Below are 26,214 nucleotides of genomic sequence, written 5' to 3'. Positions count from 1 at the left end.
AAAAGGAATCATTTTCTTATTATTATACTGGAAATTAATTTTAATAATGCTAATATTATCTTTAATGTATATTATTTGTATCTGATTTTGTCCGGTTAAAATCGGTGCAGAAAGACTTACAGCTTAGTTGAAATTTATTGAAGAAACAGGAGGAGAGGACTATGTCTGATAATGAAGGATTTTTGATTAGTGCAGCTTCTACTATTTCATCTCAAACGGCGGATATAGAAGAAAAGATTGACCGACTACAAAAAGCTAAAAATGATTTAGTGAGTGAGCAGGAAACGTGCATGAACGAAGTGGAGCAATGTAGGAAACCAGAACTCTTTCCATTATGGGACGGAGAAAAGGGAAAAGGCTATGATGAAAAGCGGGAAGAAGTTTACACGATCATGGAATCTATTTACGAAAATGATTATAATGCGAAAATTTCACTGATTGAATCCAAAATTAGTTCGCTTAATTTCCAAAAAAGTGCTTTATCTGCAACAAATTCATTGATAAATACGGCAAATGACTTGTTAAGCATGGGGGAGGAAGCTATGCAAGAACTTACAAGTACAATCGGAGAAATTAAAGGGAGGTTGTTTGGGTAATGGAAAAAGAATTGCAGGCAACAGGCGGTGGCTCTTCTGAAATCAAATTAGATTATGAACATGTAATCAGCACCCTAGAAAATGCAGAACAAGCTTTGCCACCCCTTTTTTTATCAAATGTATATGAAGGGATTAATGGGGCTAATAAGCTAGAGTTTATTGAACAGTGGCTCGAGCGTGAAGAGGGGATTCGTGAACTCTTGAATCAATATATTGAAATTGTAGAAAAAAATATTGAAGATACTAAAGCCAATGTCAAAACAATTAAAGAGCAAGATGAGGCGATAACAAGGACATAGGGGTGGGATGTGAATATGGGTGCTGGGAGAACGTTAGAAAAAGATTCATTACTTGAATCACTTAATGGCAGAGCGGAAAAATACAGGGATTTGGAGACGAAATTTAACACCTTGAAAACTGCTTTTCAAAAAATTGTTGACTTAGATGATTTCAGGGGGATGGGCGCTAAAGCAATTAAAGGATTTTATCAAGCACAAATTGATGTCATTGATGCTTGGTTAGAACTGATTGATATACAACTTATATTTTTAGATGATATTCCGAATATACTACAAGATTACGAGTTGGATGAAGAGAATTTCGTACAGTCCCATTTTTTAGAGAATGACCTGAAAACTGGCCATAATAATGTTAAAACCATGGTGTATGAACAACAAGAAAGTCAAGAGACGATACTGGATTCAATTAATGATATACTGTCACTGAATGCATTTTCACTTGATAGTTTTAATAGAAGAATTGAAGCTGGCTGATGATAAACGAGAGGAAACCTTGGAATTGCTCGAAGCCTTTGACCAAGGACTTGTAGGGGAATACTCTCAATCTATACCTGCCCAAGAAGCGGTTTATGGGCTGTTTAGTGAATTATTAAATGCAACTGAACAAGGTGGCGACATACAACCTATAAACTTTGACGCTCACGCTTATAAAAATAGTGAAGCGCACGACTTGAAAGATGCAGCAGATGAAACAAAAACAGAATACTTAAACTACAAGGATGAACAACAAGAAGCCCGCGAAATGCGTGCCGAAGCTGAGCGTATCGAAAATATGGCTTGGTATGAAAAAGCATGGGAATACGGTAGTACCTTTGTTGGGGAACTGACGGGGTACTATGACGCCAGACGAGCGATCGATGGAATCGACCCCACGACAGGTGAAAAAATGTCGGATGCAGATCGCTTGAAACATGCCACTTTCGCCCTTGCAGGATTTATTCCAGTGGTTGGTTGGGCAGGGCGTGCCGCTAAAGGAGGCAAAGCCATCCATTCTACTGCTAAGGGAATGAAGGCGGTAGATAACTCCCTATCGGCTTATCAATATGGAAAGTCACTTGATGTCTTAAGAAAAACAGAATATGGCATCTATGGTTTAGCGTCGGCAAATGGCTTTGGAGAATACATCACCGGAAAAGATATGTTTGGAAACGAGTTGAGTGAAGAAAAGCGCAATCAGAGCTTGACTGAGAGCCTGTTTATATTGGGTGTCAGTGGTATGGGGATGTATGCGGATAGATTGATAGATAAGAATGCGGTGTATGCAAAACCACCGAGTGGAAATACACCAAATAATGGAATAATGAACACTATCGATCAATCCATTAGCCAAGGAATTAACAACCTAAATTCTATGATACACGGCCCTAAATTAGCTCATGAATTTGCGGGCTGTGGAACGAACGTGACGGTGAGTTCGTTTAAAGATACGTTGCAGAGGGTTAATAAGGTAAACTCTCGAAAAGGTAGTTCACTTGAAGACATAACTGATATAGCTAAGACCTCTGGAAAAAACTATAATAAAGTAGAATTAGATGAAGTTGTCGCACACGGTTACGATAAAAATGGCACATTAAAAGAAAGATGGGTTATTCCTAAGGGCTATAATAGTATTGATGAATTCCTGGAATCTGTAGATGATGTGTCAATCAAAAGTTTTGGTTACGATAGTGTTGAAGAATTTAAAGAAGTAGCTGGTCTTGTCAATAACCATTTAAATTCCTCACCTAATAATAACATCCTAAATAAAAGTTTAGCAGGAGGGACACATGTGAAAGGAGTAGATTATGACGTATTAGGATTTCCAATTTTTAAGGGAGATGATGTTAAGTTTTCATATAAGTTGAATAAGGAATTATTTATAGCTAGCGATACTAAACAATTCAAGAATAGTACTAAAGCATTGAAAGATGCAATAAATAAAGGTGAAATACCTGCAAAATTATTCACTCCAAAGCAATTAAAAGAAATCAATTTAGAATTGCCGAGAATAACCGATTTAACATGGCACCATCATCAAGTACCTGGTAAAATGCAATTAGTAGTTTCTGATACACATAGTGTTAATCATTTAGGTGGAAACAAATTGTGGGGAGGAGGTATAAGATGAGAAATCAATTATCATGGCCAACGGCAGATGAACCTGTATCAGAAGAATACATCGATAAGATAGGGAGCCGATTAAATGTCCACTTTACAAAGGATTATAAAACCTGTGCAGCGAAAAATAATGGATCGGCAGTAATTCCTTATGAATTTGATGTTGGTCAAGTAACTAGAACGTTTGGGACTTTGTTATCTTATGATAAATCAAGTAATGAATTTATTTTAAGAGTCTATAATAATTATAAAAACACACTACCTAAAGATGTTATCCCTTTTGCTTATGATCCAGCAGGTAACTTAATATGTTTTGACTACAAAGGATCTGATACTGACCCAATAGTTGTATTTTGGGAGCATGAAGGTGCGGCAGAAAAATCAATGCTAATCAATAATGAAGGCATGACGGAAGAGGAAGCAGAGCGGACGGCACGTGAAAACATTTATTATGTTGCAGATTCATTTACGGACTTTTTGAATCAACTTTATGATAGTGAAGAATAGCTAGCTCTCTTTATTAATGTTTAATACGACTTTTTAGGCCACAGTGGACATTTAATTCAATGCATTGTGGCTTTTATTATTTCAGTGATTTACACTGATTAGTTTTTCAGTACTGTATGAGTCAAGAATGACACCAATTTTTAGACTAGTGAAGGATTGGCAATAGCGGACTGTACAAAATATAGTAGATTAAACCGAACTTTATGATACAAATGCTAAATTAGCAACAATTATAAACTTTTAATAGGAAACCCGATCAAGGTCTGACATGGCACCATCATCAAGTACCTGGTAAAATGCAATTAGTAGATTCTGAAGTTCACAACGTAAACCATCTAGGTGGTAATAAACTTTGGGGAGGCGGAATTAGATGAATCATTTAAAATGGAAATATACTTATAACCAAATAAGTGAACAAAATGTAATAACTATAGTTAGCAGGGTAAACTTTAAAGTGCCTGAAAGTTATATGAAATGTGCTGCTCAAAATAATGGTGGACACGTTGAACCGAAATTATTTATAGTAGATGGAAAAGAAAAGGTGTTTGGTTCTTTATTGTCTTATGATGAAAGTGACATGGAGTATATTTTAAAAATTTATGAGGATTACAAAGATACTTTACCTAAAAAAATATTCCCCTTTGCTTTTGATCCCGCAGGTAACTTAATATGTTTTGACTACAAAGGATCTGATACTGCCCCAATAGTTGTATTTTGGGAGCACGAAGGAGCGGCAGAAAAATCAGTGCTAATCAATAATGAAGGCATGACGGAAGAGGAAGCCGAGCGGACGGCACGTGAAAACATTTATTATGTTGCAGATTCATTTACGGACTTTTTGAATCAACTTTATGATAGTGAAGAATAATTTATTTTTCAAACCTTATCACGACTTTTCATTAAATGAAGACAAAAAAATGATTTTCAGCATGAATCCATTATCATGGTGGAAGTCTTTTTTTAAAATTGAAGTCAGGCTTCACTATGTAGTGAATTGATTGAAATTAATAATCATTTAAAAGAGCATGGTATAGCAATCGAAGGCTTTAACAATTTACGTTTAAAACCAGTTTCAGAGCTAACTGATGCAGAAGCCAAAATAATGAAAGATATACGGGATTCTGTACCACCAGTAACACAAGATACATTGTTGCAAAAAACAATTCCTGTAAACGACGTAGACAAATATTTATCTGGAGATTACACAGAAATAGGCGGTTATGTAGCGAAAGTAGAAGATTTATCAAATGTCAGAATGTATGATGATATCGTTGAGTCATTACGTCTTGATTATGTTTCCTGGGATGGTTCAAGACCTTATCCTAAAGATGGCGAATCTTATGCTATGATTCGGTTTAAAACTAATAAAGTAGATGAAATAGAAATACCTTATGGAGAAAGGCTTGGGGGCACAAATACGGATGGACCTCCATGTACTTTAAACGGATTTACTGGGGCCAGAAATGGGCAGATAGTTCCTGAATGGGCATTTGAAAATAGAAGACATCCTCAACATGGAGCAGAATTATATAAAGTTGTTCAAGGTGAAGAAAAATTAATAGGCATATTTGATAGCGACTTAAAAAGATTTATTTCAATTAATGTTAAATAGGAGAATGTGTGATATGAGAAATGGCTTGTATGCAGATTATCTGAAAAAGGTATATCAGGTTAGCGATATTGATGGAGACAAAATTAGATTAGTAAGTAAAGATAAGAATGATAAAGAACTTGGTTTTAAATTAAAAGTTTATCCCGATTTTTACAAGGAGAAAGAAAACCTACCAAGACTTTATATTAAAGAGGTTATTAAAAAAGATTTAAATGATTTGTTTGAACTGAGTACACTGGCAATTTATAAAAACAATAAATTTGAATTCATTAGTAAATCGAAAGATAGGGTATTATTAGGAACAACTGATGCAGCACTTGCCAATAAATTAAAATTTGACAGAACCGATAAGTATTATTATGAAAAATGGGTTTCAATTGAAGATGTAGAGCTATTTGAAGAAAAAACAGAAATTAATTTATAAAATACCTTATACAATGAGTGTAGATAAAATGTTAAATTTAAGATTCATTATGATTGGTTTAAAACAGATTATCTTTTCGATGCACAAAAAATTATATGGAAGTATAAATATTTAAGAATAAAACCTGAGCACCCAAATGATCAAAAGGTTATTGAAAAGTATTTAGGGGAATATCCAGACAATCCAATTTAATTCAAGTATGATTAAGCCACAGTGGAAGTAAAAATACATTGTGGTTTCTTTTTATTATCACTCCTACAAGAAGAATGAGACATAGCTTAAAAAAGTCCTAGATACTAGAGACGAAGGCGAACGCATCGAAAACATGGCTTGGTATGAAAAAATATGGGAATACGGTAGTATCTTTGTTGGGGAACTGACGGGGTACTATGACACCAGACGAGCTATCGAAGGAATCGACCCCACGACAGGCGAAAAAATGTCGGGTGCTGATCGCTTGAAACACGCCACCTTTGCCATTGCAGGATTTATTCCGGTGGTTGGTTGGGCAGGGCGTGCCGCTAAAGGAGGCAAAGCCGTCCATTCCACAGCTAAAGGAATGAAGGCGATAGACAACTCTTTAAGCGCTTACCAACACGGAAAATCACTTGATGTTCTGAGAAAAACTGAGTACGGCATCTATGGACTAACATCTGCCAATGGTTTTGGTGAATACATCACTGGGAAAGATATGTTTGGAAACGAGTTGAGTGAAAAAAAACGCAATCAGAGCTTGACTGAGAGCCTGTTTATATTGGGTGTCAGTGGTATGGGGATGTATGCGGATAGATTGATAGATAAGAATGCGGTGTATGCAAAACCACCGAGTGGAAATACACCAAATAATGGAATAATGAACACTATCGATCAATCCATTAGCCAAGGAATTAAGAACCTGAATTCTATGATACACGGCCCTAAATTAGCACATGAATTTGCGGGTAGTGGAACGAACGTGACGGTAAGTTCATTTAAAGATACGTTGCAGAGGGTTAATAAAGTTACATCAAAAGGTTCTGGTGGTGTTCCGCCACTACATTTGAATATTGCGGGAAATAACTATAATCAGAGAATCCAACCAAAGGTTGAAGGGTTTGATCCGAAAAAAGCGAGCACTAAGCAAAAAGGAAACTTTGGAGAAATTGTATCCAGTGATAACATATTAAATAATCAAAGCTTAAAAGAAGCGGGGTATGACTTGAAACCAATCGGAAGAAACGCACCATCAGGAATAGATGATAAAATAGTTAGAGGGATTGACGGACTTTATGAAAATACAAATCCAAACTCACCTATCAAATATGTTATTGATGAAGCGAAGTTTGGTAGTGGGAGATTAGGTAAAACTAAAGATGGGAAGCAAATGTCAAATGATTGGTTGACGGGTGAATCCACAGGAAGAAGCAGGATCTACAAAGTTGTAGACAAAGATGAATTTTTAACATTTGAAATTACGGACGCATTAGAACGTAATGCAGTAGAAAGAGTTTTATCAAAAGTTGATGCGAATGGAAACGTTAAAACTTTTAAGTTAGATAGATACGGGAATAAAGTTGGAGAGTGGCCATAATTTATGTATGGGGAGGAGCGGAGCTATGAGAAATCATTTCTGTATAGAAGAAAAATGTAGACAAGGAATAGAGTATAAAGATTTATTTATTAAAAAAAATAGAGAGAAAATAATAGAATTAAAAGAGGATATAAAAAGTGGTATACAACGCTATCCAGCTGACAATAAAAGTTACCTAGAGGCAATTCGTGCGAGGACTGTATCATACTATTTGGAAAAAATTAGAGCAAAATACTCTTTAGGTGATCAAGTTAGTACAATCGAAGAAGGTTTTGAAGATGCCATTAGCGATCTAGAGAATGTCGGAGAAAAGAAAGTTGGCTATATTAAGTTACTTTGGATGGTCGCTTTAGGAATTTTACTAGAAACAGATCAACAGAACATGAAGAGACTCGCCAAAGTGATGGAGAATCAAAATATGAATGACTTTGTCATAGATTACTTGCTCTGTGCCAGCGATATCGGCTGGACAAAAATTAGTCATGCTTTCTATGAGGAAATTCCTTATAGCAACACGAAAGAAATCATCAAACTGGCTCAGACGGATAAAAAAGAAGCTTCAGATAGACTACATACCTATATGGACGAAGAATGGTTCCAGGGGCATTATGACTACGAGTGGCGAAATGCACACAAGGAACCTGGATACGTTGGCTTTTGGAGTTTTGAAACGGCCGCCATCGCGAAGATCTTAGAACTTGATGATGAAGGTCTTAAAGATAATATTCATTATCCCTATGATTTAGCCCATTACAAAAATAACATGAAGCTTATAGATATCCCCTTAAATCAATATCTAGAGAAAACAGTCGTAGGAGAACCAGAAGATTGGATAGAAGGCATTGACACCAATCCCACGTTAGAAAAGATTATCCCTGTTAAATGGCACTCTTTTGTCAATGAATTAATATCAGATTATCAAGCATTATCCGATGAACAATTTTATGATAAATATAAAGAACCGTTGGAATTGGAGCAAATCTGGTTTTATAAAGACGAATTTAAAGAAGAAAACGAAGAGAAAAACTTGTTAGGAACTTTAATCGTATTTGCCTTAACTCAAAGAGATTATATATTACAATTGGATTATAAAGATGATTTAGAAGACTACATTCACACTATTAAAGACTTCTGGCAAGAATCTGAGACGAAGCTCATTGAATTTGATATAGGTGATGATCAACATTATTATGCTCAGGTGCCAATAGATGCGAATGTAGAAAATATGTATGAAGTTATAATCAAAAATGTAAAATAGAATATAAAAACAATGGTGGTCATTCGAAAGTTCAATAACCACCATTGTTTTTATATTATTTTGGCTTGTTTTTAGTACTTATTCGGAGAGCTGGAGGGAAGGAACGTAAATGCTTTAAACGAACAGCCGCCAAGGACTGTTTCGGTGAAAATAACTCCGGCTTATTCGAACTTTTCTTTTAGACCCGATAAATTTAAGGTAACCTATAAAATAGAAGGTAAAAAAGTAGTTATTCAAAATCAAAATTGGGGATAATTCATTGGAAAAACAATTACAAAATATTTATCAAGAAATAGCTGATACTGTCAACCAAATGATTTCGGAGGAGTGGGGAAAAGTATATTTTTACGCACAAATATCAGAAACTGGATTAGATATTTATTTTTACTATAATACACCGGAAAACCTGCTCATCCCAATGATCAAAAAGTTATTGAAAAGTATTTAGGGGAATATCCAGACAATCCAATTTAATTCAAGTATGATTAAGCCACAGTGGAAGTAAAAATACATTGTGGTTTCTTTTTATTATCACTCCTACAAGAAGAATGAGACATAGCTTAAAAAAGTCCTAGATACTAGAGACGAAGGCGAACGCATCGAAAACATGGCTTGGTATGAAAAAATATGGGAATACGGTAGTATCTTTGTTGGGGAACTGACGGGGTACTATGACGCCAGACGAGCGATCGAAGGAATCGACCCCACGACAGGTGAAAAATGTCGGGTGCTGATCGCTTGAAATATGCCACTTTCGCCCTTGCAGGATTTATTCCGGTGGTTGGTTGGGCTGGACGTGCCGCTAAAGGAGGCAAAGCCATCCATTCTACTGCAAAGGGAATGAAGACGGTCGATAACCCTTTAAGCGCTTATCAACACGGGAAATCACTGGACATCCTAAGAAAAACAGAATATGGCATCTATGGTTTAGCATCGGCAAAAGGCTTTGGAGAATACATCACCGGAAAAGATATGTTTGGAAACGAATTGAGTGAAGAAAAACGCAATCAGAGCTTGACTGAGAGCCTGTTTATACTGGGTGTCAGTGGCATGGGGATGTATGTAGACAGATTGCAAGCGGGAAACTCAATCTATGGTAAAGTTGATTCGAAAGCTAAAGGAAATAATCAAATCAATTCATCATTTGCCGACGCTATGGATGCTACTGATGCAAAAAGATATAACCAGTTCTGGGATTATGTACAACACGATATTAAAGTGGATGATAGAATTAAGATTGGAAACTGGGATTATAGCCCTTCTGGGGAGTTATATTCTAAGTATAAGCCCACCTTCGATAATCCAAAATATTATAATCAAGAAAATGGAAATATTAATTGGCCAAATCATAATGGCTTTGATGGAAAGGTTATTAAAGAAGAGTTACCTGCTGGTCACATTTTAGATAGGTATGGGGAAGCAGGAGGATCATTTTTATCTCCAGATGGGGTTCCTTTTGAAAAAAGAGCCTTAGCTTTACACAGTGAAAACGCCAATTATTATCGATATGAAGTAATTAATCCTTTCGAGGTCGAAAGTGGAAAAATAGCACCCTGGTTTGATAGACCTGGAGGAGGGACTCAGTATTATTTAGGAAATGTTGAGATATTCGATCCAGAGACCGGAAAGTATATAATCCCAACAGTAGAAGACCTGGAGAGACTAGGTCATATAATAGAACTTCGCTAGGAGGTTTGACTGTGGACATTAAAATTACTGCTAAAATGTTAAATGATGTTGGAAAAAAAATTATTTATAATAAAAATAAATTAGAAGAAGTGGTACCTGACTTTCAGAATTATTATGTGTTAAAAAAAGCCGAGGATAAATGGGTATATGGATTATTTATGCAAGAAGGAAATAATCAGCCATACTTAAAAAGTGATGAGCAATTCCTTAAAGAAAGTGAAGCAAGTAAGTATTTCTTTTTAAAACAACTGTCCAGGTTTTACTTTAACACTATAATCAAATCTTTTATACAAAAACATCCAGCTCTTGGTATAGGGAGACCTCAGTTTGATGAAGAAAGTTTATTAAATTCTTTTAAGAGTGCAGGTATACCTAAAGAAATACTTTCAAAAGAAAAAGATAATAAAATGAGTGTTTCGATTGAGGAGAAAGGGGATAAGTATATTGTTGTTTACTATGGCAATGGTGGAAAGGAAATAAACTCTACTTATCCTATAGCAAAAAGTCAAGCATTATTTTTAGCTTTTAGAAAAGGGTTTTTATTACACTTGTATGAAACTAGGGTCAAAGATTTATTAAGGAAAAACGGTCTAAAAGATGAAATTACAGATAAAGATATTAACATTTTCATTACCTGAATGCTCTCTAAAGTACATGTAATTTTAACATGGCACTATCTATTCCTTCCGCTAAGGCTGTATTTCAAAAAACTTGGATTTATCGGATTACCTCTGAGATGCTACCATACATTATCAGAGGTTTTAATTTGGAATTAAAAATTCACTGAAGCTGATTGTTTTGAAAAGATGGCCTAGCTCTATAAAAAAGAGCAAAACGAAATCCACGGGACGCATGCAGAGGCTAAAGCACTGGGAAATAAGTCCTGAATTAAAAAGACGTAAGAAAGTTACTGTAACAAATAAAACTGATTTACCGGATCAGTTTAAGAATTCTTTTACTGATGGTGAATACAGAACTGTCGTTACTAATGAACCTGTAACGGTTTATAGAGCATTTGGCGGTGATGCTGCTTCTCAAGGTGCTTTCGCTACAACTTCTCCGGCAAAAAGTAGAATAGATGTTAAAATTGATTTAGCTTTGAAACCAGAGTGGAAAAAATAAAGGATACACGAAGTTAAAATAAAAATTCCAGATGGGGAAATTTTAAATGTTGGCAAGGTAGCTCCACAAACTATTGATAAAACTGGAACTGTATTAAGTGGTGGCGGCGATCAAATTTTAATGCCGAGGGATTGGCCTTCAGAGTGGATTCAAGATATTTACAAAGTGCCAATAAAGTGAGACCTGTAACTTGGAGGTATAAAATTGAAGTTAATAAAAAAAAGACTGATAAATCAAATACAGATAGTACTAGAAATTCTTGAAAAACAATATTCTGAACAACTATCTCGTGGCGGTGTACTAGAAAACATACAACGTAAGTATAAATTAGCATTGGAAAAAATTGAATTAGACAAGGATTTAAACGCACTCGGCATTAGTGGAGGGGTACGGGCATATCTAGATAGCCACACCGATTATGATAATCCATTATTAGTGGAAATGGGGAAGGCTGAAAAGATGGCTGATAAAATCCAGAGAGGACAAAGTTATAATGGATATTAACAATCCAATCATTAATACTGCTTTAATTACGACTTAAAGAAGGATTACCCGACTGAAAATGAGAAATTTTTTTTAGGAATTAGTAAATGCTAATTTTCTTGCTCCGGTTATCATTAATCCAGCACCGAATCCTATTACTGAAAAAAAACTGCATTTGAATATTGCGGGAAATAACTATAATCAGAGAATCCAACCAAAGGTTGAAGGGTTTGATCCGAAGAAAGCGGGCACTAAGCAAAAAGGAAATTTTGGAGAAATTGTATCCAGTGATAACATATTAAATAATCAAAGCAGAATCTATAAAGCTGTGGACGGAGACGAACTTTTAACATATGAGATTGTGGATGCGTTAGAAAATAATGCTGTTGATAGAGTTTTATCAAAAATTGATGATAATGGAAACGTAAAAACTCTCAAGTTAGATATTTATGGTAATAAGATTGGAGAGTGGCCATAATTTATTATGGGAGGGATTAAATAAAATGCGTGATCATTTATGTGTGGAGAATGAATGTAGAGAAGGGATAGAATATAATTACGAGTTTATTGAAGAAAATAGGGAAGATATTAAAGATTTAGAAGAAGATATTAAAAATAAAATTCAAAGATATCCTAGTGATAATACAAATATTATAGAAGCAAGACATTTAAGAAACTCTAAATATTTACTAGAAAATATAAGAGCGAAATATTCCTTAGGGGAAAAAATGATTACTTTGGAAGAAGATTTTGAAAATGCAATAAGTGATTTAGTAAATATGAATAAAAAAGAAACAGGATATTTAAACTTACTATGGATGGTCGCTTTAGGAGTTTTACTAGAAACAGATCAACAGAATATGAAGAGACTTGCCAAAGTAGTAGAAAAACAAAAAATGAAAGACTTTGTCATAGATTACTTGCTCTGTGCCAGCGATATCGGCTGGACAAAAATTAATCATGCTTTTTATGAAGAAATTCCTTATAGCAACACGAAAAAAATCATTGAACTGGCTCAGACAGATAAAAAAGAAGCTTCAGATAGACTACATACCTATATGGAAAAAGAATGGTTCCAGGGGCATTATGACTACGAGTGGCGAAATGCACACAAGGAACCCGGGTACATTGGCTTTTGGAGTTTTGAAACGGCCGCAATCGCAAAAATATTAGAACTTGATGATGAAGGTCTTAAAGATAATATTCATTATCCCTATGACTTAGCGCATTACAAAAATAACATGGAACTTATAGATATTCCCTTAAATCAAAATCTAGAGAAAACAGTTGAAGAAGAACCGGAAGATTGGATAGAAGGCATTGGTAACAATCCCACGTTAGAAAAGATTATCCCTGTTAAATGGCACTCTTTTGTCAATGAATTAATATCAGATTATCAAGCATTATTCGATGAACAATTTTATGATAAATATAAAGAACCGTTGGAATTGGAGCAAATCTGGTTTTATAAAGATGAATTTAAAGAAGAAAACGAAGAGAAAAACTTGTTAGGAACTTTAATCGTATTTGCCTTAACTCAAAGAGATTATATATTACAATTGGATTATAAAGATGATTTAGAAGACTACATTCACACTATTAAAGACTTCTGGCAAGAATCTGAGACGAAGCTCATTGAATTTGATATAGGTTATGATCAACATTATTATGCTCAGGTGCCAATAGATGCGAATGTAGAAAATATGTATGAAGTTATAATCAAAAATGTGAAATAGAATTGAAAAACAATGGTGGTCATTCGAAAGTTCAATAACCACCATTGTTTTTATATTTTGTTTTGGCTTGTTTTTAGTACTTATTCGGATAGCTGGTGGGAAGGATCGTTTACCTGACGTTGATGGTGGGCATTTAATAGCAACGCAGTTTAACGAGTTAGATTGGAAATCTTGTTCTACAGAATAGTCAAATAAATTGAAGTGAAGAAGAATGGTATAAAATAGCTTATACAAACGCACAGCCTAGCTCTGTCTTTAAGAGCTAGGCTTAGTTTGTAACCATTATTCTTAAAAAATCATAAAATTGTAGAAGCTAAAATAACAGTATTCAGTATTTCTTTTAAACTTTAATTTTTGGTTTTTTTGTAAATAGGGCCATAATTGCTGCAACAATTAGTAAAATTGCAGAAAAGATATAGACCATGTTATATTCACCTGTAACGTCGATGATACGACCTGCAATAATTGGACCGAATAATCCTCCGAGCCCCCAAGAAGTAAAAATTAAACCGTAATTTGTACCCGCGTTTTTAAGTCCAAACCAATCCCACGTAGTAGCGGGAAATAAAGCTAATAAAGCCCCATAAGTTGCTCCAGTTACGATAGCTCCTATTGTCAACATGACACCAGAAGTATAACTGACAAAAGCAAGCATATTAATTGCCTGGATGACAAAGACCAAAATCAAAGTTGCAGTTCGACCAAGTCGATCTGAAATAGCCCCACTTATTAATCGTCCCGCCGCGTTACCAACAGCCAGTAAAGCGACAAAAAGAAATCCAGTTTGAAGCCCGCCTTGAATAGATGCAATCGTTGCAACGTGTCCGATAATAATAAGTCCTGCTGAGGCTGAAAATGCATACATAAACCATAGTGACCAAAACTGTCCAGTTTTCATCATTTCAGTTGGTGTATAATCTTTCTTTTCTGTCGCGACAGTAGTTTCATTTTCTTTATCCGGGTCCTCTTGAGGCTTTGAAGGTTCTTTACCAACTGGTTTCCAATTTTTAGGAGGAAGTTTCATAAACAAAGATGAAATAACAATTAAAATTGTGAAAAACACACCTAAATAAATAAAGGCATTTGAAACTCCAAAGTTATTAATTAACCATTCCGAAAGTGGTGATACATAAACAGGCGCTAAACCATAACCTGAAACAACAACGCCAGTAATGGTTCCCCTAAGATGGGGTTTAAACCATCTTGTAGCAGTAGGGGTTGGAGCAGAATAACCAAACCCCATTGCAGCCCCCGCAATCATACCAAAACCGATAATGAGTCCGGTGAGGTTTAGGAATATGCCTGCTACAATCATTCCGATACCCATTAAGATTCCCGATAAAAATAAAAGAAGTCGCGGTCCTAATTTATCAAGCATAATTCCTGCTGGTACCATGAAGAAGGCAAATACTACAATTGCAACACTATAAGGGACTGATGTTGCTGTTGCAGAAAGTCCGTCATCTTGTAGTGCTTTTGAAAAAACACTCCATGCGTATAAGACACCTAGACATAGGTTGATGATTGTTCCTGATGTAGCTACTCTCCAAGCCTGAGAATTACTTTGTTGTAATTGGGTCAATTAACGACACCTCCAAAAATCTATTAAACGAACCTTAATTACTTTTCATAACTAGAACGTTTGATTTAATCTAAAGGTGATACAAAGCAACCTGTTTGTTCAAAAAGTTTCTAATCTCCCTAACACTAAAATCGCTTTCTTTATTTTTAGTGTTAGAGAGACTTTGTTTATAACAAATGATTATCGTAATATATCTTAGTAATAATTACCGTAGGGTGCGATATTCCAAACACGATTCTTTGTTTTTTCTTCAGTGAGTGGGGCAGGGGTTTCATCAAGAATTTTCTTGGCAACTTCTAGCTCTTTTTGTGCTTCTTCTTTATCCTGATACATAAATTCATCAGAAGCTTCTTTAGGAGCATTTGCTACTTTCACTTTTAAATCGCTAATAACCATTTCTTGTTGCTTGAGAATATCGGATTTCGCTTGATCAACCCATGTAGGTTGTGCTGCCCGATTAATATCTGCATTTGTTGCGTATTCCTCAAAGGTTTGCTTGTAAATTAAATCACCATTTGTTCGAATGTCTAAAATGATTGCTTCTAAATCGTCATTTGTTAAATCATCAGGATTGAGAGGTTTTTCACGCTTCGGTCCACCTAATCTTGTATGAGTGAGATAGAATGGAAACATACTTTTAATAACTTTGCCTACAGGTAAGACTGCATTACCTTCATCGTCACGCCCTTTTGGTTGAACTCCTTGTATGGCAATACGTGATGATTCTGGGCGAACAATTTCTTTTGGAGGAAGAATTCCGTGACGTAACAGTTCTCGGATACCTGTTCCGGAAATATTAATCCTTACACTTTCATCATGTGGGCAGGCCTGCTGAGAAGTGGTCGCATTACAGCGTGTACAGAAAAACACCTCATAGAATAAACGGACATCTATTCCCAGTTCTTCAGGTGGGAACTCATCGAATACTGTATGGCTTGCATATTTCTCATAAAAATCACCAATCCCAGCATGGTCACGTCCAATAATGGCATGAGTACAACCATAGTTTTTCATGACGAGCGCATGTAAAATTGTTTCTCTTGGTCCAGCGAAAATATAGGTTACACGTAACGGACTGAGTATTGTTCTTTCTTTTGGATAATATTGTTCTAATACGGCACGATAAGATAACATACGAAACTCGTGTCTTGTATATTCACGTTTAGCCATTTCTACAAGGGGTTGAACTAATAAACCATCAACATCTTCTAAAAGATTTCTATGCATATGTTCGTGTCCGCGGTGCATTGGATTAGCTCCGGTAATAAAACCAGCAACTTTTTTAAACTTTTTCTCTTCATAGAATAAATGCCACGTATCTTTTGGTTCTAGTCGTAGTGGTTCAAATGGTCCCCAATCCACGCGGTTCAATAATGTGATTTGTCCACCAATTGCTTTGTCTCCCATACGACGATAGATTGAATCAACACCAGGATGAGCTCTATCTTTCGTTCCGAATAAATGTTCAGCCCGGTGATCTCGATCATATTCAAAAAGATCCTCGACTTTTAATAATGCGATTGGTAATTCCTCATGGTCGACTAAGAGAACCTCATCTCCTACTGAAAGTGATGCCACTACTTGTTCGTTTTGGTCACCAATCGGAGCAAAGCTTAAAGGAGTTGGCCAAACGATGCCATTTTTCAAACGGCCTGTTTCTAACACTGATAGATAATCTTCTTCATTCATGAAACCATCGTTTGGTGATAGGACTCCAGTTGCGATCATTTCTAATGTGATAACTGCTTCCAAGTCAATCATAATTTTTGATAACGATTTTGCTTTTTCTAACCCTTTTTCTCGTTCTTCACCTGTTGCCACTCGGTCTACTAACTTACCACCGTGAGGCTTTTGAGGGTACTTAGATAATGTTTCTTCATTTAAAACTGTTGTTTTATTAGTCATAATACTTACTTCCTCCTTAGTTTACTTATTATGCTTTTCTTTCATAAACACCTTAAGGCTTGTGAAGGGTATAAGTACTAAGTAAAAGCGCAGTTGAAAATGGTGATGATTTAAATAATATATATACTAAAGGAAAATGATTAAATCATTAGTAATAGAGTACTCAAATTTATGTCAGACTTTCAATAGAAAAGCTATTGTATTGAACTTGTATCATTCCGCTTCACCTCTCTTATTGTTTCTTTTTTAATAAAGACATAAATAATCTTTGCTAAAGAGCACTCTAAATCATTTAATGTCAATCACTTGCAAGCGCTTACTTATGTTGGCACGACTTATCCCGTTATACCAACATCTATATGCATGAAATAATGGACTATTACTCTATAATTATATGGTAGTATAAATAGTTGGGAATAAAACCTGCTCACCCCAATAATCAAAAAAGTTATCGAAAGGTATGTAGAGGAATATCTGGACAAGCCAATTTGAATCAAATATGATTAAGCCACAATGGAAATAAAAATACATTGTGGTTTATTTTTTATTATCACTTCTACGAGAAGAATGAGACACAGATTAAAATAAGTCCTAGATTCTACAAACGAAGCTGAGTGCATAGAAAACATAGCGTGGTATGAAAAAGCGTGGGAATATGTTAAAGCTTTTGTTGGGGTTGAAGGGTTTAATCCGAGAAAAAAGCGACCACTAAGCAAAAAGAAAAGTTTGGAGAAAGGGGTATGACCTAAGACCAACCGGAAGAAGTGCACCATCAGGCATAGATGATATTAAGATGAGGCAAATAGGGAAGATATATTAAAGATTTAGAAGAAGATATTAAAAAGTAAAAATCAAAGATATCCTAGTGATAATACAAATATTGTAGAACAATACATTTAAGAAACATTAAATATTTTATAGCTAAAATAAACATAGCTTTTTCCCACCTCTAAGCAGGAAAAAGCCATTTTCATTAATCCTAAACTAAATTATCTTTTTGGTTTTCATATAACTCTTTACAAGCTTTTGGCGCTGTCCAAAACGTTGTTAATAGCAAGAAGACAACAGGGACGGCGGTCACGACAATAAATGATTGAAGTGCGTTAATACTGCCCTCGCCAATTGAGACTAATACAATGGCAACAGCCCCCATAAGCAATGCAAAAAATGCTCTTAATGAACGGGGTGGATTTCCATCACCTGATATAGCCATTGAAATTGTTAATGACATTGAATCTGTCGTCGTTAAAACGAAAATAATGGTTGCTAGTAAGAACAGAAATCCGAATATAGTACCGAATGGTAATTGTTCAGCAATCGCCATCATCGCGGCAGGAGGCCCAGCTTCATTCAAAGCTGTTGATACAGAACCAGGCGTGTCTAACTCTTGGAAAATTCCTGTTCCACCTACAACAGTGAACCAGAACGTTGCGATAACAGGGGCTATGATTGCGACTGATAAAACAAGTTCTCGAATCGTTCTACCTCTAGAAATTCGGGCTGTAAAAATAGCCATCATGGGGCCATATCCTATAAACCACGCAAAGAAAAACACGGTCCAAGAACTAAGCCATGCTTCGTCACTCCGGAAAGTATTGAATGGAATGAATTGGTTGACATAAAGACCAAATGCCTCAAAATAATTATTAAAAATAAATAATCCAGGGCCAAGCAATAAAACGCCAATAATTAACCCAAGTGCCAAGAGGACATTAAAGCTACTTAAAACCTGAATTCCTTTATGAATCCCTGTTACAGCTGAAATTGCTGCACTAATGACTAATAAAATAATGATGACGATATGGAGACTAAGTGAATCAGATATCCCTGTTAAAGTACTTATGCCATAGCCCGCTTGTAAACCTAGGAATCCAATTGGGCCAATGGTTCCAGCAGCGACCGAAATAATTGAAAACGAATCAACAATCGTTCCGAAAATGCTCTTTTTCATTATTTTTTCACCAAAGATTGGATATAAAAATGCTCTCGGTTTTAGCGGCATGCCTTTATGATAATGTGCATACATTAATACGATTGTGCCAAGTGTCCCTAAAATCGCCCAGGATAGAAAACCCCAGTCAACGAAACTCATGGAGAGTGCGGGCACAACCGCTTCAAGTGACCCAGCCTCGATTCCAGAAAAATGAGGCGGCACCGTTAAAAAGTGACTTAACGGCTCAGCAGCTGCCCAAAAAACGCCACCGGCTGCTAAAAGTGTACACATAATAATTGAAATCCATTTAAATGTACTTATTTCAGGTTTGTCCATATTACCTAAACGAATGTTGCCGTATTTTGAAAATCCTAATATTAATGCAATGAAAAATGTTCCTAGTAAAACGATTTGATAAACGAGTCCAAAATAAGTAGCTGATATTCCAAATAGGTAATCAACCGTGCCTGCAACAAAGTCCGCGTTAATTAACGCGATGATCACAAATAATATCAATACACCGCCACTTATTAAGAATGATGGTAAGTCTAGTGAACTTTTCTTTTCTTTTGAACCAAACATTAACTTTAATTCCTCCATTTTTACTGATTTTGCTTGTTTTTAAGCATGGCTCCTTAACGTAACTTCCCATCTAATTATGATAATCCTAAGTTATCCATAAAATACATAAGAAATTTACTTAAAAGAAAAAATGGAATTATGCCTCGATAATAGAAGCATAATTCCATTACTTTTCCCATCCTATAGAAGATCGGTCTGTTTGTAAACCCCATTTTTAAAAATGACAAAACGAGGGGTAGCCCCTCGCAATTATTGACGTCATGACTATGAAATGCATGGGAAAAATGAGCACAAATGATCATCATCGTCGCCATGACGATGAAACGTGTGAAAAAATGAGAGCAAGCAACCATCATTTGATCAGTAACGGTAAATATTTCGCTTTATGAATGTCTGTCTTTACCGACGTGGTTATTGATAACCATAGGATTGATGCATATGATAGCTTACTTAAGGCAAAAAAAGAGTCAAACTCTAGTTTGAGTTTGACTCTTTTAATATGATTCATTACATTTTTTCAACGTTTGCAGCTTGAGGTCCGCGTTGACCTTCTTCAACTGTAAATGTAACTGTTTGGCCTTCGTCTAATGTTTTGAAGCCTTCACCTTGGATAGCAGAGAAGTGTACGAATACATCGTCTCCTTCTTCACGTTCGATAAATCCAAAACCTTTGTCTGCGTTAAACCATTTTACTGTACCTTGTTCCATTATTTGTTGCCTCCTAGTGCCTATGCACAATGTATTACTATCTCTGTCCAAGTTGCTTCGTAAAGCCACGAGTTAAAAAGCCAAGTCTATAAACTTTTTCACACCGAACAAAAATAATTCTTTATTAGTATAACACGGAATGAAAATAATAACCAGCTTTATTAAAGTTAGATAAAGAATTGCATGAAAGCATAGCATTACGTGAAGGGCTATAGAACAAGATAAAGGGCTATAGAACGGAACGAAAGGCTATAGAATCGTATGAAAGAGTATAGAACTAAACGAGAGGCTATAGAACAAGATGAAGGGTCATAGAATCGCACAAAGGGCTATAGGACAATATGAAAAGCAGGTCACTCGCGCGTATTTCTACATGATATAAAAAATGCCCGAAGCTAAAAATAACTCGGGCTTTTTACATGATTCATGGATTTTGTGATTATTTATTCTTTTAAAGTTAGTTCTTATTTCGGCACTATTAGCGGTAGCTTATCTGCTGTAGATTTCTTGCTGTTGGGCAGATTCTTCTGCCTTCTTGCATTGGTCTTTTAATGCGACTCAGTTGAACTGTTTGGGTTTGCTTTTCTTCCATTCGTTTATCTAATTTCCCACAGTGAAAATCCGATCAATGATCTGAATTTCATCCTCTGACAGATTGATATCTACAGCTTTCAAATTACTCAATACTTGTTCAGGTCGTTTAGCTCCGGGAATTACTGCATCAATGGCGTCACGGGTCAAATACCAAGCTAAGACAATTTGGGCAATATCTGCTTGTTTATTTTCTGCTATCGGTCGGAGTTGCTCTACTTTAGCTAGATTTTTTGCAAAAGCTTCTCCTTGTAAATGCGGTTTTCTGGAACGATGGTCATTAAACGTCATGTTTTCATCATATTTTCCGGCTAAAATCCCTGATGCGAACGGATAAAAAGGTACAAATGATATTCCGTGTTCGACCATATAAGGGAAATAGGTTGTTTCCGCACTGCGTTCCAGCAAGTTATAATGTCCTTGATAAACATCGACATAACCGTCTTTATTAGCTTCTTCTAATTGGTCTGGTGTAAATTTTGATACACCGATGGCTCTAATTTTGCCTGCATCACGGAGTAATTTCAATGCACCAACCGCTTCATCTTTCGGGGTATAATCATCAGGATTATGGATGTAAAATAAGTCGATGTAGTCAGTTTGTAGTCGCATTAATGCTTCATCTACAGATTTCGTTAAAAACTCCGGCGTGTTATTCAGCACGATATCGTCGCCTATGAATTCATGTGATGCTTTGGTAGCTAAAACAATATCATGCCGTTTACCGGTTTCTTTTAGTATCTCACCAATGAGCTCCTCAGAGCGACCAAATCCATAATAAAAAGCCGTATCGATAAAGTTCATGCCATTTTGAATGGCGGTGGTGAACACGTCCTTGCTCATCGGCTCATCAACCTGTGGAAAAAGGTTTTGTCCGCCCACTGCCATCGCTCCAAGGCCAATCGGATTCACTTCTAACTCCGACTTTCCAAGACGCTTTAATTTTAACATGTGTATTCCTCCTAATTGACGCAAGTTTAACGAAAATTTGGTGTAGACGTCAATAGTAAGTGGGTCACTTTTTTGTGTTATTACAATTATAGAAAACAGTTGACATGACACGTCAGTTATGATAGTCATTTTTAACAAAATATGTTATAATAAATGTAGATACTTCTATCTATTTCTCTACATCCACACCTATTTAGCCTCAAAGGATGTGGTAACATAGCTCCATGCCGCTACAAATTAAAGAAGAAAATTATCCTAAGCCTACCTACACAAGTACTGAAACCGCAAAAATGACTAGAAGATAACCGTTAAAAGCTCTCAAGATATATACCAAACAGACAGGTTTGTATGATAGGAGTATAAGGGTATACAACTATTAATTAAACAAATAGGAGGGATTGGAAATGTCAAAATCTAAACGGAATCCTATTGTAGTTGATAAGTCAGAAGAAACACGGTCAAACGAAATTTCCAGAATGATTGACGAAGGTGGTTTAGGCGCGGAAAAGTATTACGATATTACAAAATTATCCCCTAAGAAGCCGGAGATTTCAAAAATGATTAATGAAGGTGGGCTGGGAACAAGAAATTATTATAATAGCTAGAACCATTTTAATTAAGATTAATTAATACGGATTGACCCGCTTTCTTTAAATGATTTGAAATAGTAAAAGTTCGTTAATGAATAAAGAAGAGTATAAAGATAGATTATTTACATGACCGAAAGAATACCTCGTTATAACAAATGGGAAGCCACTTATAAAAGGAGACTTCCCATTTGTTATGATTCGCCTATCTAATTGACATTCTCAATTTCTGTCCAATCGAAATCACCTGATTGGATTTTTTCGCGACGGTCTTTTGTAATGATGTCTGTTGGTCTGCTTCCATGTGGAAAATCGTCATCATGGCCTTTCCATTCAGGACGGTCGTGCATAAGCATGTAGGCTGCTAAGTTTGTAGCTTCTTGGTCTGAGAGTGTCCCTTCTTCACCCACAGGCATATTATTTTGGATATAGCCTGCTGCTTTGGTGAGGCTTTTTTCCTCCCTTTTATCCATAAATTCCTCGAAAAAACTTTCTGTTATTTTCTGTAAATCTTATGTAGTGATGGTGATACCACTCACTTCTCCTAATTCTCGTTTTGTAAAAAAAATTTATTGCATTAGTATACCACTATATATTCCGGGCGTCACGCCTAAAGTAATAGGGCTTTTGGATTACTCATTGAATTAATTTAAAAACTAAAAAAGCCCGGCTTCGTCTTTCGAAGATAGGCTTCAATTGTAATAATTATTTTTAATGTATAATGGAGGTAGGACTCAGGCATGCGTATTTTAATTATACTATATAGAGCGGAGCACAGGCCTTATATTATATGAGGTAAACCCTGCGTATAACAGAATTGAAACCGATATCTGGATGAAGGTAAAATAAAGACTGAACAATGTACGGTCTTGGACTAGAAACATAAACACATAGTCGTTTTGTGCACTTCAATCGTGAAGCAGACAATTAACAAAGGAGAATAACATGGCTAATAAGAAATATTATGTCGTTTGGTCGGGTAAGAAAACTGGGATTTTTGAGACTTGGGAGGAATGTAAAAAACAAGTTATAGGAGTGAAAGGGGCAAAATATAAATCTTTTCCCTCGAAAAAAGAAGCGGAAGATGCTTTTAAAAGGGGGCATGCCCAGACTACCAACCCGCCAACTAAATCTAAAACAAAGAACTCTACTACATCATCCCGAGCTCCAGAGCAACCCGATTCAACATATATAGAAGAAAGTATAAGCGTCGATGCGGCATGTAGTGGTAATCCCGGACTGATGGAATATAAAGGAGTCTACACCAAAAACGGAGAAGAACTTTTTCATTATGGTCCTGTGCAACATGGCACGAATAATATTGGCGAATTTTTAGCGATTGTTCACGCCCTTGCTTGGATGAAAGAAAAAAACAGTGATTTTCCCGTGTATTCAGACTCGAAAATAGCTATTGGTTGGGTAAGGAAGCGGAAGGCGAACACCACCATTCCGAGGGATTCATCTACAGAACATTTATGGAAGTTGATTGACCGGGCTGTAAAGTGGTTAAACAACAATACATATAGGAATAAGATACTTAAATGGGAAACTCGATTTTGGGGTGAGAGTAAGGCGGATTTTGGACGGAAGTAAATAATCAATATAAATCTAAAGCAGAGGACAGTTAAATCCTCTGCTTTTTAAGAAAAAATAACACATGCAACAATACACAATCGACTTTTTGCACTAATCGATTAGTAGATATTCTTATCATGTAGAATCTGAGTGGTTATTTCTGCAGCCATGTTTCCAGTGGCTTGTCCATCTTCATTTTGAATATTAGCTGCAAAATAAAAAGTACGATTTGCTTTTTTCACAAAGCCAATAAACCAACCATTCATATCTATGCCATTGATTGTTCCCGTACCAGTTTTACCATATAAGTGTCCATCCGATTGATCATCGATATGGATTGCCTTTTCTATAGCTTGAATATTATCTTCATTAAAATCGTATTTGTTTTCCTCTAATTCATACAATAATTGAACTTGTTCAATGGGTGATACTTTTAACGAAGATTCCATCCAGTAACTATCCAGGTTTGCTGAAAGATTCTTGTTCCCATAATTTATTTTATCAAAATAATGTTGTAGTTGTTCTTTCCCGAGTTTTCGATCAATATCTTGGAAATACCAATTCACCGAATGACTCATCGCGGTAGATAAATTTTGGTCTTTATTCCATTCCTTATAAGGATGGCTATGGCCATCCCAATCTCTTTCGTTGTTGCTTGGGGTGATAACATTTGCTTCTAAAGCGAATAAAGCTGAATAAATTTTATATGTGCTGTCGGGAGATACTCGTTGTTGACTCATTTCTTGATTATAAATATGATATTGTTTACTTGAACTATCAAATAAAACAAAACTTCCATCATAACCATCAAAATAGGTACTGAGGTCTTCATATACTACATTTTTTTCGGTGAAATGATAGACATCGTCTGTGTTTGCCACAACAGCGGTTAGTGGGGTAAGGGTTAATACGAATACCCCAAGAAGGGCGTAAATGACTTTGCTTTTCCATTTCAAGTGCAGAGATTCTTTTGAATAGCTGGCAATGGCGAGAATTCTTTGTTTTATTTGTTTCTTTGTTCCTCCGATTCCTGGACTGAACTGTTCATAAGGTCGCGTATATCTGTTATCTGCAAAATGAATAATGGTATGTCCGTATTCAACATGCCCTTTTTCATTTAATAAATTTAAAACGGAAGCATCACACGCTAGTTCTCGGTCAACACGCATTTTATTAAAGGCGTACCATACAAGCGGGTTAAACCAATAAATAGTTTTTAAAAACCACATTGCATAATTAACCAAGATATCTTTATTTTTTTGGTGACTTAATTCATGTAGAAAAACATATTTTAAGTCATTGGTTGTGAAAGTTTGCCGGGTTTCTTTAGGTATGATGATAAAAGGACGAAAAAGTCCTAGCGTAATTGGAGAGTTTAATAGAGAACTTTCTCGTAGTTTTATTTTCCTCTTCACTCCCACTTCTTTTATACATCTTGCCAGCATGTCATTTATTTGTTTGTTTTTGATTGTCGTAGACGCTTTTTTCAATCGATTGATCTGATAGAGTGAATATATAATCATTCCTGTGAAAAAGATTATTCCAATAAGCCAAACAATAAAAAATACGTTATAAAAGGTATCTAGGGATGTTTTGTCTATAGATACAGTCAAATCGTGTAATAAGTTGGTGTTTGATTCACCAGACATGTTGGCATTGGTCGTTCCTTCGCTTCTAGGTATAACGTCTTTATTTTTCCAAAAAGGATTGTTGTTAATAACATTAGAAAGGTATTCTCCTAAGTGGAACGTCTTCCATGGAAAAAGAAAACCAATGCATGGTACGAATAAAAAATACCAGACTTTATAATGTGTTTGGATTGATAGATGTTTGGAAAATGTTTTTTTCACTAGAAGAATAGATAAAATGAGAAGGGATACGACCACAGTACTTATTAATAATCGAAGTATAATGTTGTCCATTATTTTTCGCCTTCTTTCATATCCCTTTCAGATAATATCTGTTTTAACTCGGAAATATCTTCATCGGATAGTTGATCATTTTCTATGAAATTTAGCACCATTGAATTTAAGGTGCCACCGAAAAATTGATCAAGAAACAATTTACTTTTTTTCTCTACGAATTCGTATTGTTCAATAAGTGATTGATAAACAAAGGCTCGGCCGACTTTTTCTGCTTTTAATGCTTTTTTCTTTTCAAGTCGTGTAAGCATGGTTTGGACGGTATTCGGTTTCCAGTCTATTTTTTGCAATACTTTGTCCACAATCTCTGGTGTAGAAATTGGCTCATATTTCCATACAACTTTCATCACTTCATATTCGGCTTCAGATATTTGTGGCATATTTTCCATTTGAATTCCTCCTGCTTCTACAACTGTAGTATCTATTATAGCAAGAAGCCCCAAATCTTTAAAGTATGTTTTAACTATTCACGGCAAGGTACCTTT

30 protein-coding genes and 1 pseudogene are annotated in these 26,214 nt (G+C 35.7%); 23 read left to right on the top strand and 8 right to left on the bottom strand.

Annotated elements, in window-relative coordinates; translation table 11 throughout:
* The first annotated feature begins 161 nt into the window (after positions 1-161).
* From KQI49_RS02970 to KQI49_RS02875, 21 genes and pseudogenes are all read left to right on the top strand, one after another.
* Complete coding sequence (locus KQI49_RS02970) at positions 162-596, top strand: YwqH-like family protein (RefSeq protein WP_216486654.1); 435 nt, start codon at positions 162-164, stop codon at positions 594-596.
* On the top strand, positions 596-895 hold the full coding sequence (locus KQI49_RS02965) for a YwqI/YxiC family protein (protein WP_216486652.1): 300 nt from the start codon (positions 596-598) through the stop codon (positions 893-895). The genes KQI49_RS02970 and KQI49_RS02965 overlap by 1 nt, the downstream gene beginning before the upstream one ends.
* 15 nt (positions 896-910) lie before the next feature.
* Entirely contained in the window at positions 911-1,369 is a 459-nt protein-coding gene (locus KQI49_RS02960; protein ID WP_216486650.1) for a T7SS effector LXG polymorphic toxin, read from the top strand.
* Positions 1,335-3,002 carry a pre-toxin TG domain-containing protein gene (locus tag KQI49_RS02955; RefSeq protein ID WP_216486648.1) on the top strand — a complete coding sequence of 556 codons (1,668 nt, stop codon included), beginning with the start codon at positions 1,335-1,337 and terminating at the stop codon, positions 3,000-3,002. Before KQI49_RS02960 ends, KQI49_RS02955 begins: the two co-directional genes overlap by 35 nt.
* Complete coding sequence (locus tag KQI49_RS02950; protein ID WP_216486646.1) at positions 2,999-3,499, top strand: SMI1/KNR4 family protein; 501 nt, start codon at positions 2,999-3,001, stop codon at positions 3,497-3,499. The genes KQI49_RS02955 and KQI49_RS02950 overlap by 4 nt, the downstream gene beginning before the upstream one ends.
* A gap of 260 nt (positions 3,500-3,759) precedes the next feature.
* Positions 3,760-3,873: pseudogene (locus KQI49_RS02945) on the top strand (HNH endonuclease); the annotation flags it as partial.
* Positions 3,870-4,367 carry an SMI1/KNR4 family protein gene (locus KQI49_RS02940; RefSeq protein ID WP_216486644.1) on the top strand — a complete coding sequence of 166 codons (498 nt, stop codon included), beginning with the start codon at positions 3,870-3,872 and terminating at the stop codon, positions 4,365-4,367. The pseudogene KQI49_RS02945 and the gene KQI49_RS02940, both read left to right, overlap by 4 nt.
* 126 nt (positions 4,368-4,493) lie before the next feature.
* Positions 4,494-5,111, top strand: coding sequence for a hypothetical protein (locus tag KQI49_RS02935; RefSeq protein WP_216486642.1), 618 nt, complete (start codon positions 4,494-4,496; stop codon positions 5,109-5,111).
* 13 nt (positions 5,112-5,124) lie between these two features.
* Positions 5,125-5,535: a hypothetical protein gene (locus KQI49_RS02930; RefSeq protein ID WP_216486640.1), complete on the top strand. Its 411-nt coding sequence runs from the start codon at positions 5,125-5,127 to the stop codon at positions 5,533-5,535.
* Positions 5,536-5,577: 42 nt separating this feature from the next.
* On the top strand, positions 5,578-5,727 hold the full coding sequence (locus KQI49_RS02925; RefSeq protein ID WP_216487011.1) for an immunity protein YezG family protein: 150 nt from the start codon (positions 5,578-5,580) through the stop codon (positions 5,725-5,727).
* A gap of 133 nt (positions 5,728-5,860) precedes the next feature.
* On the top strand, positions 5,861-7,105 hold the full coding sequence (locus KQI49_RS02920; RefSeq protein ID WP_216486638.1) for a pre-toxin TG domain-containing protein: 1,245 nt from the start codon (positions 5,861-5,863) through the stop codon (positions 7,103-7,105).
* A gap of 25 nt (positions 7,106-7,130) precedes the next feature.
* Positions 7,131-8,363 (top strand): PoNi-like cognate immunity protein, encoded by a 1,233-nt coding sequence (locus KQI49_RS02915; protein WP_216486636.1) that lies wholly within the window; start codon positions 7,131-7,133, stop codon positions 8,361-8,363.
* Between the two features lie 90 nt (positions 8,364-8,453).
* Complete coding sequence (locus KQI49_RS18865) at positions 8,454-8,618, top strand: DNA/RNA non-specific endonuclease (protein WP_371817514.1); 165 nt, start codon at positions 8,454-8,456, stop codon at positions 8,616-8,618.
* 4 nt (positions 8,619-8,622) lie between these two features.
* Positions 8,623-8,811 (top strand): immunity protein YezG family protein, encoded by a 189-nt coding sequence (locus KQI49_RS02910; RefSeq protein ID WP_216486634.1) that lies wholly within the window; start codon positions 8,623-8,625, stop codon positions 8,809-8,811.
* Positions 8,812-8,970: 159 nt separating this feature from the next.
* The gene (locus KQI49_RS02905) at positions 8,971-9,105 is read left to right on the top strand and encodes a pre-toxin TG domain-containing protein (protein ID WP_216486632.1); all 135 of its coding nucleotides are present in this window, start codon (positions 8,971-8,973) and stop codon (positions 9,103-9,105) included.
* A complete protein-coding gene (locus KQI49_RS02900; RefSeq protein ID WP_216486630.1) occupies positions 9,102-10,052 on the top strand; it encodes a TNT domain-containing protein in 951 nt (316 codons plus the stop codon). Before KQI49_RS02905 ends, KQI49_RS02900 begins: the two co-directional genes overlap by 4 nt.
* An 11-nt stretch (positions 10,053-10,063) precedes the next feature.
* A complete protein-coding gene (locus tag KQI49_RS02895) occupies positions 10,064-10,690 on the top strand; it encodes a hypothetical protein (RefSeq protein ID WP_216486628.1) in 627 nt (208 codons plus the stop codon).
* Positions 10,691-10,904: 214 nt separating this feature from the next.
* Positions 10,905-11,174, top strand: coding sequence for a hypothetical protein (locus KQI49_RS18490; RefSeq protein WP_253286630.1), 270 nt, complete (start codon positions 10,905-10,907; stop codon positions 11,172-11,174).
* A gap of 204 nt (positions 11,175-11,378) precedes the next feature.
* A complete protein-coding gene (locus KQI49_RS02885; protein WP_253286629.1) occupies positions 11,379-11,678 on the top strand; it encodes a hypothetical protein in 300 nt (99 codons plus the stop codon).
* A gap of 154 nt (positions 11,679-11,832) precedes the next feature.
* A complete protein-coding gene (locus KQI49_RS02880) occupies positions 11,833-12,135 on the top strand; it encodes a hypothetical protein (protein WP_216486626.1) in 303 nt (100 codons plus the stop codon).
* Between the two features lie 25 nt (positions 12,136-12,160).
* Positions 12,161-13,393, top strand: a complete 1,233-nt coding sequence (locus KQI49_RS02875) for a PoNe immunity protein domain-containing protein (protein ID WP_216486624.1) — start codon at positions 12,161-12,163, stop codon at positions 13,391-13,393.
* A 340-nt stretch (positions 13,394-13,733) separates the two neighbouring features.
* Here KQI49_RS02875 and KQI49_RS02870 read toward each other — a convergent pair whose 3' ends face one another.
* The 5 genes from KQI49_RS02870 to KQI49_RS02850 form a co-directional block, all read right to left on the bottom strand.
* Positions 13,734-14,975, bottom strand: coding sequence for an L-lactate MFS transporter (locus tag KQI49_RS02870; protein WP_216486622.1), 1,242 nt, complete (start codon positions 14,973-14,975; stop codon positions 13,734-13,736).
* 195 nt (positions 14,976-15,170) lie between these two features.
* On the bottom strand, positions 15,171-16,880 hold the full coding sequence (locus KQI49_RS02865; RefSeq protein WP_216486620.1) for a sulfate adenylyltransferase: 1,710 nt from the start codon (positions 16,878-16,880) through the stop codon (positions 15,171-15,173).
* Positions 16,881-17,859: 979 nt separating this feature from the next.
* Entirely contained in the window at positions 17,860-19,395 is a 1,536-nt protein-coding gene (locus KQI49_RS02860) for a BCCT family transporter (protein ID WP_216486618.1), read from the bottom strand.
* 507 nt (positions 19,396-19,902) lie between these two features.
* Positions 19,903-20,103 carry a cold-shock protein gene (locus tag KQI49_RS02855; RefSeq protein ID WP_216486616.1) on the bottom strand — a complete coding sequence of 67 codons (201 nt, stop codon included), beginning with the start codon at positions 20,101-20,103 and terminating at the stop codon, positions 19,903-19,905.
* A gap of 600 nt (positions 20,104-20,703) precedes the next feature.
* Positions 20,704-21,645 carry an aldo/keto reductase gene (locus KQI49_RS02850; RefSeq protein WP_216486614.1) on the bottom strand — a complete coding sequence of 314 codons (942 nt, stop codon included), beginning with the start codon at positions 21,643-21,645 and terminating at the stop codon, positions 20,704-20,706.
* A gap of 404 nt (positions 21,646-22,049) precedes the next feature.
* Here KQI49_RS02850 and KQI49_RS02845 point away from each other — a divergent pair, with 404 nt between their 5' ends.
* The gene (locus KQI49_RS02845; RefSeq protein WP_216486613.1) at positions 22,050-22,250 is read left to right on the top strand and encodes a hypothetical protein; all 201 of its coding nucleotides are present in this window, start codon (positions 22,050-22,052) and stop codon (positions 22,248-22,250) included.
* A gap of 191 nt (positions 22,251-22,441) precedes the next feature.
* Here KQI49_RS02845 and KQI49_RS02840 read toward each other — a convergent pair whose 3' ends face one another.
* Positions 22,442-22,705, bottom strand: a complete 264-nt coding sequence (locus KQI49_RS02840) for a c-type cytochrome (protein WP_216486611.1) — start codon at positions 22,703-22,705, stop codon at positions 22,442-22,444.
* Positions 22,706-23,177: 472 nt separating this feature from the next.
* Between KQI49_RS02840 and KQI49_RS02835 the strand changes: the two genes are divergently transcribed.
* On the top strand, positions 23,178-23,825 hold the full coding sequence (locus tag KQI49_RS02835; RefSeq protein WP_216486609.1) for a ribonuclease H1 domain-containing protein: 648 nt from the start codon (positions 23,178-23,180) through the stop codon (positions 23,823-23,825).
* Positions 23,826-23,926: 101 nt separating this feature from the next.
* On the opposite strand, the gene KQI49_RS02830 is transcribed toward KQI49_RS02835, so the two are convergent.
* Together KQI49_RS02830 and KQI49_RS02825 are read right to left on the bottom strand one after the other, a co-directional pair.
* The gene (locus KQI49_RS02830; protein ID WP_216486607.1) at positions 23,927-25,729 is read right to left on the bottom strand and encodes a BlaR1 family beta-lactam sensor/signal transducer; all 1,803 of its coding nucleotides are present in this window, start codon (positions 25,727-25,729) and stop codon (positions 23,927-23,929) included.
* Positions 25,729-26,118, bottom strand: coding sequence for a BlaI/MecI/CopY family transcriptional regulator (locus KQI49_RS02825; RefSeq protein ID WP_216486606.1), 390 nt, complete (start codon positions 26,116-26,118; stop codon positions 25,729-25,731). Before KQI49_RS02825 ends, KQI49_RS02830 begins: the two co-directional genes overlap by 1 nt.
* Positions 26,119-26,214 lie beyond the last annotated feature (96 nt).

Source organism: Virgibacillus sp. MSJ-26, assembly GCF_018918075.1.
Classification (GTDB): Bacteria; Bacillota; Bacilli; order Bacillales; family Amphibacillaceae; genus MSJ-26.
The sequence above is the reverse complement of the archived record's forward strand: the minus strand, read 5'-3'. Positions and strand labels throughout refer to the sequence as shown.